This is a genomic window from Streptomyces sp. NPDC002867, assembly GCF_053591895.1.
This window is the reverse complement of record NZ_JBSFUR010000002.1, coordinates 295,011-307,156: the sequence shown is the minus strand read 5'-3', so window position 1 is coordinate 307,156 and position 12,146 is coordinate 295,011. Positions and strand designations below refer to the sequence as shown.

The following is a 12,146-nucleotide window of genomic DNA, read 5'->3' as shown; positions in this document are numbered from 1 at the left end:
GCCGGGACGGTGCGGTGCCGGTGATTCCCGGCCGCCCGGTCTCGTTGCGGCGTTCCGTCCTCACACCTTCTCGGTCTGCGGTTCGGCGGCGGGAGCGGGGCCCCGGGTGCGCAGCACGCCGGCCGTGCAGGCGGCCACGACGCAGAAGGCGACGGGCAGGAAGAAGGTGAGATTGAGCGGGACGAGGTGGGTGAGCGGTCCGATCACAGCGGGCCCGGCGAGCATGCCGAGGTAGCCGAGGCCGGCGACGCGCGAGACGTTGGCGCCCGCGGCGTTCGGGTCGGCGTGGCCCGCGGCGCTGAACAGCTGGGGGATGCACCCGGACAGGCCGGCCCCGAACACGGCCCAGCCCGCCAGGGCGAGCGGCACCCACGGGGACAGCGCCGCGATGGTGAGGCCCAGCGCGGCCACGGCGGCACCGTGACGGAGGACGGCCACCGGGCCGACCCGGGCCGCCACCCGGTCGGCGAGCAGCCGGCCGACGGTCATGGCGGTGGAGAAGGCGCCGTAGGCGAGGGCCGCGGTCGCGGCCGGAGCGTCCAGGACGTCCCGCAGGTGCAGCACGCTCCAGTCGTTGGCCACGCCTTCGCAGAGCATCAGCATCAGCGCGAGGGCGGCGAGGAACCAGATGCGCCGGGGAGTGCGGCGCCGGGACGGCGCAGCGGCCGCCGGCTCCTCCTCGGCGGCGCGCTCGGGCCGCAGCAGTGCGCCGGCGGCCGCCGCGGCAGCGACGAGCCCGAGGACCGCCGCCGCGCCGAGGGTCACCGCGGGGCTCCAGCCCCAGCTCAGCGTGCGGGCGCCGATCAGCGCAGCGAGGACACCGCCGATGGAGAAGGTGGCGTGGAAGGCGGACATGACGGGCCGTCCGTAGCCCCGCTCGACCTGGACGGCGTGGGCGTTCATGCTCACGTCGAGGCATCCGTTGCCGAACCCGAGCAGCAGCAGCGCCCCGCCCAGGGTCCAGGCGTTCGTGGCGAGGCCGGGCAGGACGACAGCCGCGCTGCACAGCGCCGCTCCGAGCGGGACCACCGTACGGGCGCCGGCCCGGTCGGTGAGCGGGCCGGCGGCCTGCATCCCCGCGAACGCCCCGAGGCCCAGCAGCAGCAGGAGCCAGCCGAGCACGGCATGGCTGATGCCCGCCCGGTGCTCGACGGCCGGGATGTGGACCACCCACATGCCCAGGAGGAAGCCGTTCAGGGCGAAGTAGGCGAAGGTGGCCGCACGGCCCTTCCGCAGTGATGTCTCCATGACTCCGAACATATCGAACATGATTCGTGTTAGTAAGCTTGCCTTTCGCGCATGCGTGGTGTTCCATCGGGGCGTGGCGAGTACACCGAGCGCGGAACGACTCCGGCAGATCACCGAGGCCGTGCGCGAGGCCGGCCGTATCGGCGTCGCGGAGCTGGCAGGTCTGACCGGCGCGTCGGAGATGACGATCCGACGCGACCTGGAGCTGCTGGCCGATCAGGGCGTCCTGGAGCGCTACCGAGGCGGCGCGCGCAGCCTCCTGCTGCGCGGCGAGGAGCCTCCCTTCGCGCTGCGGGCGCAGGACGGACTCGACGCCAAGCGGCGCATCGCCGCCGAGGTCGCGGGACTGATCGCCGACGGCGAGTCCGTCGTCCTCGACAGCGGCACCACCTGCCTGGAGGTGGCGCGCGCCCTCGAGCACCGCCGGCTGACCGTGATGCCTCTGTCCCTGCACGCGGTGAACGCCCTGACCGGCGCCCCGCGGCTGACCCTGCTCGTCCCCGGCGGCCGCCCACGGCCCGGCGAGCTCGCGCTGACCGGGCCCCTGACCCTGGCGTCGCTGTCCGCGCTGCGCTTCGACACGGCGGTCGTCGGCTGCTGCGGACTGAACGCGGAGAACGGCCTGACCGCGTACGACCTGGACGACGCGGCCGTCAAGCGCACCGCGATCGCGTCGGCCCGCCGGGTGGTCGCCGTGGCGGACGCCGCCAAGCTCTCCCGTACGGCCCTCGCCTTCGTCGCGCCCGCTTCCGCGCTGCACGCCGTCGTCACCGACGCCGCCGCCCCGCAGGAGGAGATCGGCGCGCTGACCGCGGCGGGCGCGACGGTACGGAGCGTCTGACCGGCCCGGCCCTGCGCCCTGTGGCGTGACAATGGGGTGAGGGACACGCCTTCCGTCACCAAGAGGCCGGAGCCGACATGCCCTACACAGCCGTGACCGCCCTGAGCCACGCGGGCCTGATCCGCGACCACAACGAGGACAGCCTGGTCGTCGGCCCGTGGACGCTGTGCGGGACGGTCACCGAGAACCCGCAGACCCTGCTGTTCCCCCTCGGCACGCCACTCGTCGTCGCGGTCGCCGACGGACTCGGCGGGCAGCCGGGCGGCGAGGTGGCCAGCGCGCTGGTCGTCCGCCGCCTCGCCTCCCTCGGCCCCTCCCTGGACGGCGAGGATGCCGTCCGTGATGCCGTGGAGCTGTGCAACCACGAGGTGTTCTCGGCGGCCGACTCCGAGCCGGAGCTCTTCACCATGGGGACCACCGTCGCCGGTGCCGTGCTGCTGGCCGAGTCACTGCTGACGTTCAACGTCGGCGACAGCAAGGTGTACGACGCGACGGGCGACGGGCTGCGCCAGGTGAGCGTGGACGACAGCCCGCCGCCGCCACCGGGCCGGCGCACCACGTCGGTGGTGACCCAGACGCTCGGCGGCACGCCCGCGTTCCGAGCCGTCACACCCCACGTCACGGCCTCCGCGCTGGCCGGCGGCGACCGCTACCTGGTGTGCAGCGACGGGCTGACCGACCCGGTGCCGGACGAGACGATCGGCGACGTGCTGCGGGTGCACGACGACGGCCGGGCGGCCTTCGAACTCTGGAAGGCGGCCATCGAGGCCGGCGGCCCCGACAACATCACGCTCGCGCTCGTACGCGTCAACGCGTGAGACGACCGGCCGAGGCGTGCCTCCCTCGCCCCGCCGCCCGTCGCTCCGGCAGGTTTCCGGCAGGTTTCCGGCAGGACGGTGCCGAACGGCCCGTCGTGGGCTGCCCGTTCCTCACGACCGCGCGGGGATCCGCCTGCTGCGGCGGGGTGTTCGTCTCCGGGGCGTGGAAGCCCGGGCGTGCGGACGCCTCCGGGCTCGTCGCGATTCGCTGGGCGCCTGCCGCGTCCGGGGCACTCGTCCCGGCTGGCTAGGCTTACTGTGCCCCGACTCCTTCACCGATTCTCCTTGCGGAGGCCGAGGGCGGCTCGCGACAGGTCCGGAGTGAGGTTTTGGTGCAGCAGGTGCTGGTGGCTGATCGATACCGGTTGGATGCCCGCATTGGGCAGGGCGGCATGGGGGAGGTCTGGCGGGGCTCCGACGAGGTGCTCGGCCGGCCCGTGGCCGTCAAGCTGCTCCTCGGGGATCACGCCGATCCCCAGGCGGCCGCCCGGTTCCGCATGGAGGCGCAGACCGCAGCGCGGCTCAACCACCCAGGCGTCGTCTCGGTGTTCGACTTCGGGACGTGGGACGGCCGCTTCTACCTGGTGATGGAGCTGGTCGAGGGCCGGAGCCTGGCCGAGGAACTGACCGACAGCGGGCCGCTGACGCCGGAGCGGGTCGCTGCCGTCGCGGCCCAGGCCGCGGCAGGGCTCGCGTCCGCCCACCGGCAGGGCATAGTCCACCGGGACATCAAGCCGGGCAACCTGCTCTCCGACACCGAAGGCGTCGTGAAGATCGGCGACTTCGGCATCGCCCGTTTCGTCGACGACCCGTCGGCCGCGCTGACCACCGCGGGCCAGATCGTCGGTACGAGCCTGTACCTCGCCCCCGAGCGCGCCCTGGGCCGCACCGCCGAGCCCGCGTCGGACGTGTACTCCCTCGGCTGCGTCCTGTACCAACTGCTCACCGGACGGCCTCCGTTCAAGGCCGACACCGCCACCGCGACGCTCTACCTGCACATCGACGCGGCGCCCCTGCCGCCGCTGGAGCTCGGCATCGGGCTGTCGCCCGCGTTCCAGAACTACCTGCTCGTCATGCTGGCGAAGCGGCCGGAGGAACGGCCGACCGCGGACGAGGTCGGCGCCTGGTTCGCCTCCGGCGCCTGGCGGGGGCGCTCCGAGCCCATGCCCACACCTCAGCCCGTGCAGGCACGGCCCGTCCCGCCGCAGCCCGCCCGGCCCGTCGGCGCGGCGGCCGCCGCCCCTGGTCCGGTCGGCTCGGCACCCGGCCCGGCCACCACGTACATGCTGCCCGGGGCCGCCCCGGCGTCCGGCACACGCCCCGCTCTGCGGGCGCTCGCCCGGCGCCGCCCGAGGGTGACCGCGATAGTGGCCGGAGCCCTCGCCTTCGCCACCGCCCTGCTGATCGGGATGGCGGTGTTCGCGCCCGAGGACAGCCCGGCGGAGACGCCGGTGACCGGCGAGCCCGCGGTCACCGAGTCCCTCACCGGCGGCGCGGACGGCGCCCCCGCCGAGAGCCCCGTCGCGGAGAGCCCCTCCGCCGAACAGCCGGCCGAACAACCGGCCCAGCCGTCGGACGACGACCAGAAACCGGAGGACGCCGGCGACGACGCGAAGAGTCCCGGCGGAAAGGGCGAGAACGACGGCAGGAAGCACGACGAGGACGACTGACGCACCCTCAGAGGCGGTTTACGAGGCCACCTCTGCCCGCTGACGGATCGGTGCCCGCGGCGGCGAGCCGCGCATCCCGGTCCCGAGCGCCAGGCCCGCGCCGAGCGCCGACACCCCCGCGAGGACCACGAACAGCCCCTCGTAGCCGCCGAACGCACCCGCCAGCGCGGTTCCCGTGAAGGGCGCCAGCGCGCCGGCCACGGTGATCGGGACTGCGAGCAGCGCCGACCGGTGGGCGTAACGGGCCGCCCCCCAGCGGTCGGTGACCGCGGTGGCCTGGAGCAGCGTCAGATTGCCGCGGACCGTGCCCGCCGCGACGGCGATGCCCACGAGCAGCGGATACGGCCCGGGGACCAGCGCGAACGCGGCGGTCGTGGCACCGCCCGCCGCGATGAACGCGGCCGTCCGGGCCCGGGCGCCCGTGCGTCGCGCGACGGCCCCGTACAGCGTGCGGCCGAGCGTCTGCCCCACGCCGCCGAGGCCGAGGGCCCAGGCGGCGGCCGTGGTGGAGACGCCCCGTTCGGTGAGGAGCGGGACGAGGGCGACGACCACGCAGTGCATCGCGAACCCGGACAGCGTGAACGCGGCCGCCAGCAGCAGGAAGCGGCGGCTCCTCGTCACGGCACCCGGGGCGCGGTCCGGTGCGTCGTGCGTGGGCCGGACCGCCTCCTCGGGGGCGGGCGGCCAGGGCCCCCGGAGAGCGAGGGCGTGGGCGGGGACGGTGACGGCGGCCAGGACTCCGGCGAGTACGGCGTAGGTGGCGCGCCAGGAGAGGTGCTCGGCGAGTACCGCGGTCACGGGGGCGAAGACCGTGGAGGCGAGGCCGCCCGCGAGGGTGACGACCGTCAGGGCCCGTACGCGCTCCGGGCCCCACCAGCGCGTGAGCGCCGCGAAGGCGGGCTGGTAGAAGGTGGCGGCCATCGCCACGCCGACCAGCAGCCAGCCCGCCGTGAATCCGGCGAGGCCGGGGGCGTAGGCGACCACGAGCAGACCCGCGACCGCCAGGACGGAGCCGCCGGTCATCACCGCGCGAGGGCCGCGGGCGTCGAGGACACGGCCGATGGGCACGCCGGCGACGGCCGACACGAGCAGGGCGGCGGAGAAGGCCGCCGCGGTGGCGGCCGGCGACCAGCCGGTGTCGGCGGTGATCGCCGGGTTGAGGACGGGGAAGGCGTAGTACAGGACGCCCCAGCCGGTGATCTGGGTGGCGCAGAGGGCCGGGAGGGCGGCGCGCGGCCTCGTCCGGTCCCCCGTCCCGGTCGAGGCCGCGCGCGGGCGGATCCGGCTCACGGCGGTCAGCAGCCGCCCGAGGCGGTGCCGGCCTCCGCGGCCGATGCGCCGATCCGGAGCGTGGCGGGGGCGCCGCAGCAGCCGCCGGCGGCACCGGAGTCCCCGGCTCCCCCGGATGCCTCGACTGCCTCGGGCTCGTCGAACAGCCCCGCGCCGCCGCACACGCCGGTCTCCGGAAGGGTCAGTTCGACGCGCTCGGCCGCGGCCGTGTCCCCGGCGAGGGCGGCGGCGATCGAGCGGGTCTGCTCGTACCCGGTCATCGCCAGGAAGGTCGGGGCGCGGCCGTAGGACTTCATGCCGACCAGGTAGACGTCCTGCTCGGGGTGGGAGAGCTCTCGCACGCCGTGGGGGTAGACGGTGCCGCAGGAGTGGACGTTGGGGTCGATCAGCGGTGCCAGTTCGACGGGGGCCTGGAGGCGCTCGTCGAGGCCGAGGCGGAGCTCGGAGAGGAAGGAGAGGTCGGGGCGGAAGCCCGTGAGGACCACGACTTCGTCGACCGGCTCGGTGCGGCCGCCGTCGTCGGAGACCAGGACGAGGCGCCCGTCGCCCTGCCGCTCGACGGCGGCGGTGCGGAAGCCGGTGACGGCGGAGGCGTACCCGGCGTCGACCGCCGCCTTGGCGGCCAGGCCCAGCGCCCCGCGGGCGGGGAGCTGGTCGGCCTTGCCGCCGCCGAAGGTGGACCCGCTGATGCCCCGGCGCAGTACCCACACCGCGTGCGTGCCCGCGTCCTCCTTCGCCAGGGCGGCGAGGGTGGCCAGCGCCGTGAACGCGGAGGCGCCGGAGCCGACGACGGCCGTGCGCCGGCCTGCGTAACGGGCGCGGACGGCCGGGTCCGCGAGGTCGGGGACGCGGTAGGAGATCCGGTCGGCGGCCGCCTTCTCGCCGAGCGCGGGCAGGCCGTCGCCGCCGAGGGGGCCGGGAGTGGTCCAGGTGCCGGAGGCGTCGACGACGGCCCGGACGGTGATCCGCTCCTCGGCTCCGTCGGCGGTGACGAGGTGCACGGTGAAGGGCTGTTCCTCGCGGCCGGAGTCGACGACGCGGTCACGGCCGGCGCGGGCCACACCGGTGACGGTCGTGCCGTACCGGACCCTGTCGCCGAGGACGTCGGCGAGCGGCTGAAGGTACTGCTCGGCCCAGTCGCCGCCGCTCGGGTACGCGGCGTCGTCGGGCCTGACCCAGCCGGTGGGGGCCAGGAGCTTCTCGGCGGCCGGGTCGACGACCTCGGCCCACGGGGAGAACAGCCGCACGTGCGCCCACTCCCGCACCGCGGTGCCCGCGACCGGGCCCGCCTCCAGGACCAGTGGTTCGATACCCCGCTCGATCAGGTGGGCCGCGGCGGCGAGGCCGACGGGGCCGGCTCCGACGACGGCGACGGGCAGTTCGGTGGTGGCGGGCGCGTTCATCGGGTCCACTCCTCAGTATTTCGACGTTTGTCGATGCCTTGCGCTGCCAGCATCACACCTGTATCGATGCCTGTCAACATAGACATTCATCGAAACTGGGCTCCTGGTTCGACATGTGTCAACATAGATGCATGCCGAACACGAAGGTCCTGCCGCTGCTGGAACCGGAGCCCGCGGCGCCGTGCTGCCCGCCGCTCACCGAGCGCCCGCTGAACGCGGAGGAGGCGGAGCACACCGCGAAGATGTTCAAGGCGCTCGGCGATCCCGTGCGCCTGCGCCTGTTCTCGGCGGTCGCTTCCCACGAGGGCGGCGAGGCGTGCGTGTGCGACATCTCCGACGTCGGCGTCTCGCAGCCGACGGTCTCCCACCACCTGAAGAAGCTCAAGGAAGCCGGGCTGCTGTCCTCCGAGCGGCGCGGCACATGGGTGTACTACCGGGTCGAGCCGTCCGTGCTCGCCGCGATGGGGCGCCTGCTGGCGACGGCCGCCACCGCCTGACCCCGCACCGGACACCGGAGCAGCAGTTCGTAATGGGAACCATTTTCAGCTAAGGTCTGGGGCGGTCGCTCACCAGGAGGATTCCCATGGCCGTTCCCAAGCGGAAGATGTCCCGCAGCAACACCCGCCACCGCCGCGCCCAGTGGAAGGCGACGACGTCCCGGCTCGTGCCGATCACCGTCGACGGCTCCACCTACCTGGTGCCGCAGCGGCTGGTGAAGGCCTACGAGCGCGGTCTGCTGCACCCCGAGGGCTGACGGCATGACCGGCCGACTGCCCGTGACGGTCCTGTCGGGCTTTCTCGGGGCGGGCAAGACCACCCTGCTCAACCATGTCCTCGGCAATCGCGAGGGCCTGCGCGTCGCCGTCATCGTCAACGACATGAGCGAGATCAACATCGACGCGGCCCTCGTGCGCGGCGGCGACGCCGCGTTGTCGCGGACCGAGGAGCGCCTGGTCGAGATGACCAACGGGTGCATCTGCTGCACCCTGCGGGACGATCTGCTGGAGGAGGTCGACCGGCTGGCCCGCGAGGGCCGCTTCGACCATCTGCTCATCGAGTCCAGCGGCATCTCCGAACCGATGCCCGTGGCCGCGACGTTCGCCTTCCCCCGCGACGACGGCGCCACCCTCGGGGACGTCGCCCGCCTGGACACCATGGTCACGGTCGTCGACGCCGCGAACTTCCTGCCCGAGCTGACGAGCGGCGACGGGCTCACCGAACGCGGCCTCGACCAGTACGAGGACGACGAACGCACCGTCAGCGACCTGCTGATGGACCAGATCGAGTTCGCCGACGTCCTCGTGCTCAACAAGCTCGACCTCGTCGGGCCCGAGGACGCCGCACGGCTGCGGGCCGCGCTCAGCCGCCTCAACCCCGTCGCGCGCATCGTCCCCGCCCGTCACGGCCGGGTCGGCGTCGGCGAGGTGCTGGGCACGGGGCTGTTCGACCTCGAGCGCGCCCAGCAGGCGCCGGGATGGGTCATGGAGCTCAACGGCGACCACGTGCCGGAGACCGAGGAGTACGGGATCTCCTCCGCCGTCTTCCGCGCCGGACGGCCCTTCCACCCGGGCCGGTTGTGGGACTTCGTCACCGAGGGCCTCGACGGCGGGACGTACGGACAGGTCCTGCGCTCCAAGGGGTTCTTCCGGCTGGCGAGCCGGCCCGCCGTGACGGGCCTGTGGTCGCAGGCAGGCTCCGTGGCCCGCTTCGAGCCCTCGGGCGTGCGGGACCCCGGCAGCACGCAGGACCAGGAACTCGTCTTCATCGGCACGGACCTGCGCGCCGACGCGTTGCGGGCCGCTCTGCAGGCGTGCCTGATGGCGGACGGCGAACGCGTGCCGCACGACGACCCGTTCCCGGCGTGGGACACGTACGGCATCGACGACGCCTGCGAGCACGAGCCTGTGCCCGCGCTCTGAACCTCCGGGCCGGGCGGTGGTCGCAGCCACGGCACCGTCCGGCCCGGACCGTATCCGGGGACGCGCTCAGTCGTCGAGGGCGTCCGTCACGTCGCCCAGGTCCACGAACTTGAAGCCCGTTCCGGCGCGGTCGCCGTCCGCCGAGGCGGCGTCGCCGTCCTGGACCACCAGCAGGCCGTTCGGGTACTGACGGCCCAGCGGGGCGTTCAGCACCGCGGCGCCGTCGCACTCCTCGGACCCGTCGAGCGTCGCGGACGCCGCGGTGACCCGGAAGCCGCCCTCGTACTCGGTGTCGTCGGCGAGTTCGCGGTCGTACGCGGCGAAGGTGCTGTCGCCCTGGCTGGACGCGAGCAGGTATCCGTCGCCGTCGGGCTCGGTGAGCAGCGTCAGACCCTCGACATCGGCGGCAAGGCGGGTGCCGCCGTAGCCCGGGTCGGGTCCGGCGACGCACTCGTCCGACGGCTCGTCGTACGTGGCAGGGACACCGTACTCGCGCACCTTGTCGACCAGCACCGGCGTGCCCGTCAGGTCGGCGCGCAGCCGCCAGATGCCGACGTCCTCCTGACCGGCGTAGAGCGTGCCGTTCGCCGGGTCGACCACCATGCCCTCGACCTGCGGGAGCTCGCCCGGCTCGGCGCACGGGGTCCAGGAGGTGCCGTCCGGGAGACGGAAGGAGGAGGGCAGGTCCAGGGTGCGCACGGTGCGGTAGGTGACGGTGCCGGCGGATGTCGGTGCGAGCTCCAGCAGCGCGACCGTGGTGCGCTCGCGGCGGCTGACCAGGGCGTACGAACGGCCGGTCGCCCGGTCGGTCCAGGTGGCCAGGCCGTACGCGGTGCGCTGGTCGTTGATCTCGTCCTGGTCGGCGGAGAACACCGGCGGCGCCGTCGGGTCCGTGACGTCCGTGAGCGGACCGCCGGGCCGGTCGCGGTCGATGCGGTACACGCGCAGCCGATCGTGGCCGCGGTCGCTGGTCACCGCGACGTCGGCCCGGCCGGACGGCAGCCGCAGGCCGTGCACGAGGTCGACGTTGTTGAAGCGGCCGGGGGCGTCGCCCTCGGCGGCGGGCGGCGGCGCGGGCACCGACTGGACGGGCCGGGCGCCGAGATCGTAGACGCGCAGTCCGCCCTCCTTGGCAGTGGCGATGACCAGACTGCGGCCGGGGTCCGCCTCGTTGCGCCAGATCGCGGGGTCGTCGGCGTCGGCGTTGCCGCCCGCCTCGTCGTCGTGGAGCGTGGGCGTCTCGGCGCGGGCCGTCACGGCGGGCAGGGCGCCGGAGGACGCCGAGGCCGGTACGGGCGCGACGCCGGCGAGGGCCGTCAGGGCGATGACGAGAGCGGCTGCACGAGCGTTCACGAAAGCTCCTCGGTGCCGGGGACACGGTGATCCACCGTGAGCCTGCAGGCGGACCGTGGCCGTACGGCGTCCGCGGGGTGATGCTTGCGTATGTATGTCATGAACTCGACACAGTGGGCCGGGAACCGACTCCCCGCTCCCGAATGACACACTGACCGTCCGTCGCTCGAAAGGGCTCCGCCGTGCCGATGATCCGCACCCTGCGCCGCGCCGTCCGCCGTGCCTACCGCCGCACCGTCGACCTCAGCCATCCCGCCCGGTCACCGCTCGGCAGCGCCGTGGTCAACTGCGTGCTGTACGAGGACGGGGTGCGCCGGCCGGGACCGTACACGGCCGACGAGGCCCTGCGCGCGGCGCGCAAGAGCGGACGCGGCTTCGTGTGGATCGGCCTGCACGAGCCGACCGAGTCCGAACTCGCCTCCCTGGCCGAGCTGTTCCGGCTCCACCCGCTCGCCGTCGACGACGCGGTCCGTCCGCCCCAGCGCCCCAAGGTGCAGCGCTACGACGGCCCGGACGGCACGGGGACGCTGTTCGCCGTGTTCAAGACGTGCCGCTACGTCGAGCACGAGGAACTGACCGCCACCAGCGAGGTCGTGGACACCGGCGAGCTCGCGGTCTTCGCCGGCGCCGACTTCGTGATCACGGTCGGGCACGGGCGGCACGAATCACTGGGCCCGCTGAGGGAGGAACTGGAGACGGTGCCCGAGCAGTTGGCCAAGGGCCCGGCCGCCGTCCTGCACGCGATAGCCGACCACGTGGTGGACGACTACCTGGCCGCCGCCGACGCGATGCAGAGCGACGTGGACGCCGTCGAGAGCGCCGTCTTCAGCGAGCACGCCGGCCGCGGCGACGCCGGGCGGATCTACCAGCTCAAGCGCGAGCTGCTGGAGCTCAAGCGGGCCGTGACACCGCTGGAGCGGCCCCTGCGGACGCTGGCCGCCGAGCACCTGCCGCCCGTCGGCGAGGACATCCAGCCGTACTTCCGCGACGTCGCCGACCACCTGGCGCGCACGAGCGAGCAGATCAACGCCTTCGACGGACTCCTCGACTCGATCCTCCAGGCGCATCTCGCCCAGGTGACCGTCGCCCAGAACGAGGACATGCGCAAGATCACGGCATGGGCGGCGATCGTCGCCGTGCCCACCATGGTCTGCGGCGTGTACGGCATGAACTTCACGCACATGCCGGAACTGCGCTGGACCTACGGCTATCCGCTCGTCCTGGCCGTGATGGCGACCGCCTGCGTGCTCATCCACCGCAGCTTCCGCCGCAACGGCTGGCTGTGAGCGGCGCGGTTCAGGTCAGCGCGATGAACAGCCCCAGCGTCATGAGCGCAACCACGCCGCCGTAGAGCGCCAGGGTCACAGAACGGGCCTCGGCGGAGGGGTCGGTGCCGCCGCCGGCCCGGCGCAGACCGAGGACAGACCTGCCGAGCAGGACGAGCGCTGCCGCACAGCAGGCGGCGATGAGTGAGTCAGCCACCCGGCGACGTTCTCACGCGCCGCGGGTCCCTGCATCCGGAGCGCGTCCGACCGGGTCACCCCGCATCCGGGACGCGTCCGGACGATCCCGAGCATGGCATGTGGCACGGGTCTGGCGGCGAA

General features: G+C 73.9%; 12 protein-coding genes. 7 read left to right on the top strand and 5 right to left on the bottom strand.

Going from position 1 to position 12,146, the window contains the following annotated elements; translation table 11 throughout:
• Nucleotides 1–60: 60 nt before the first annotated feature.
• Entirely contained in the window at nt 61–1,248 is a 1,188-nt protein-coding gene (locus ACWD0A_RS02940; protein WP_451293968.1) for an MFS transporter, read from the bottom strand.
• A 73-nt stretch (nt 1,249–1,321) separates the two neighbouring features.
• Here ACWD0A_RS02940 and ACWD0A_RS02935 point away from each other — a divergent pair, with 73 nt between their 5' ends.
• The 3 genes from ACWD0A_RS02935 to ACWD0A_RS02925 all read left to right on the top strand — a co-directional run bounded on the left by ACWD0A_RS02935 (nt 1,322) and on the right by ACWD0A_RS02925 (nt 4,577).
• Nucleotides 1,322–2,089, top strand: coding sequence for a DeoR/GlpR family DNA-binding transcription regulator (locus tag ACWD0A_RS02935; protein WP_451293966.1), 768 nt, complete (start codon nt 1,322–1,324; stop codon nt 2,087–2,089).
• 77 nt (nt 2,090–2,166) lie between these two features.
• Entirely contained in the window at nt 2,167–2,907 is a 741-nt protein-coding gene (locus tag ACWD0A_RS02930; RefSeq protein WP_451293964.1) for a PP2C family protein-serine/threonine phosphatase, read from the top strand.
• Between the two features lie 392 nt (nt 2,908–3,299).
• On the top strand, nt 3,300–4,577 hold the full coding sequence (locus tag ACWD0A_RS02925; protein ID WP_451294055.1) for a protein kinase domain-containing protein: 1,278 nt from the start codon (nt 3,300–3,302) through the stop codon (nt 4,575–4,577).
• Nucleotides 4,578–4,595: 18 nt separating this feature from the next.
• Here the strand turns inward: ACWD0A_RS02925 and ACWD0A_RS02920 are convergent, their stop codons facing one another.
• Together ACWD0A_RS02920 and ACWD0A_RS02915 are read right to left on the bottom strand one after the other, a co-directional pair.
• The gene (locus tag ACWD0A_RS02920; protein WP_451293962.1) at nt 4,596–5,867 is read right to left on the bottom strand and encodes an MFS transporter; all 1,272 of its coding nucleotides are present in this window, start codon (nt 5,865–5,867) and stop codon (nt 4,596–4,598) included.
• Between the two features lie 5 nt (nt 5,868–5,872).
• Nucleotides 5,873–7,270, bottom strand: a complete 1,398-nt coding sequence (locus ACWD0A_RS02915; protein WP_451293960.1) for an NAD(P)-binding domain-containing protein — start codon at nt 7,268–7,270, stop codon at nt 5,873–5,875.
• Nucleotides 7,271–7,401: 131 nt separating this feature from the next.
• Between ACWD0A_RS02915 and ACWD0A_RS02910 the strand changes: the two genes are divergently transcribed.
• From ACWD0A_RS02910 to ACWD0A_RS02900, 3 genes are all read left to right on the top strand, one after another.
• The gene (locus tag ACWD0A_RS02910; protein WP_451293958.1) at nt 7,402–7,767 is read left to right on the top strand and encodes an ArsR/SmtB family transcription factor; all 366 of its coding nucleotides are present in this window, start codon (nt 7,402–7,404) and stop codon (nt 7,765–7,767) included.
• Nucleotides 7,768–7,853: 86 nt separating this feature from the next.
• The gene (rpmF, locus tag ACWD0A_RS02905; protein ID WP_307714445.1) at nt 7,854–8,024 is read left to right on the top strand and encodes a 50S ribosomal protein L32; all 171 of its coding nucleotides are present in this window, start codon (nt 7,854–7,856) and stop codon (nt 8,022–8,024) included.
• 4 nt (nt 8,025–8,028) lie between these two features.
• Nucleotides 8,029–9,189, top strand: a complete 1,161-nt coding sequence (locus ACWD0A_RS02900) for a GTP-binding protein (protein WP_451293956.1) — start codon at nt 8,029–8,031, stop codon at nt 9,187–9,189.
• A 66-nt stretch (nt 9,190–9,255) separates the two neighbouring features.
• Here the strand turns inward: ACWD0A_RS02900 and ACWD0A_RS02895 are convergent, their stop codons facing one another.
• Nucleotides 9,256–10,542, bottom strand: coding sequence for a phytase (locus ACWD0A_RS02895; protein WP_451293954.1), 1,287 nt, complete (start codon nt 10,540–10,542; stop codon nt 9,256–9,258).
• Nucleotides 10,543–10,730: 188 nt separating this feature from the next.
• Here ACWD0A_RS02895 and ACWD0A_RS02890 point away from each other — a divergent pair, with 188 nt between their 5' ends.
• Complete coding sequence (locus ACWD0A_RS02890; protein ID WP_451294053.1) at nt 10,731–11,828, top strand: magnesium and cobalt transport protein CorA; 1,098 nt, start codon at nt 10,731–10,733, stop codon at nt 11,826–11,828.
• 10 nt (nt 11,829–11,838) lie between these two features.
• On the opposite strand, the gene ACWD0A_RS02885 is transcribed toward ACWD0A_RS02890, so the two are convergent.
• Nucleotides 11,839–12,024, bottom strand: a complete 186-nt coding sequence (locus ACWD0A_RS02885) for a hypothetical protein (protein ID WP_451293952.1) — start codon at nt 12,022–12,024, stop codon at nt 11,839–11,841.
• Nucleotides 12,025–12,146 lie beyond the last annotated feature (122 nt).

Coding starts and splice junctions, on each gene's coding strand:
- ACWD0A_RS02915 (WP_451293960.1), bottom strand. CDS start 7,270: ATGAACGCGCCCGCCACCACCGAACTGCCCGTCGCCGTCGTCGGAGCC.
- ACWD0A_RS02900 (WP_451293956.1), top strand. CDS start 8,029: ATGACCGGCCGACTGCCCGTGACGGTCCTGTCGGGCTTTCTCGGGGCG.
- ACWD0A_RS02910 (WP_451293958.1), top strand. CDS start 7,402: ATGCCGAACACGAAGGTCCTGCCGCTGCTGGAACCGGAGCCCGCGGCG.
- ACWD0A_RS02890 (WP_451294053.1), top strand. CDS start 10,731: ATGATCCGCACCCTGCGCCGCGCCGTCCGCCGTGCCTACCGCCGCACC.
- ACWD0A_RS02925 (WP_451294055.1), top strand. CDS start 3,300: ATGGGGGAGGTCTGGCGGGGCTCCGACGAGGTGCTCGGCCGGCCCGTG.
- ACWD0A_RS02930 (WP_451293964.1), top strand. CDS start 2,167: ATGCCCTACACAGCCGTGACCGCCCTGAGCCACGCGGGCCTGATCCGC.
- ACWD0A_RS02940 (WP_451293968.1), bottom strand. CDS start 1,248: ATGGAGACATCACTGCGGAAGGGCCGTGCGGCCACCTTCGCCTACTTC.
- rpmF (WP_307714445.1), top strand. CDS start 7,854: ATGGCCGTTCCCAAGCGGAAGATGTCCCGCAGCAACACCCGCCACCGC.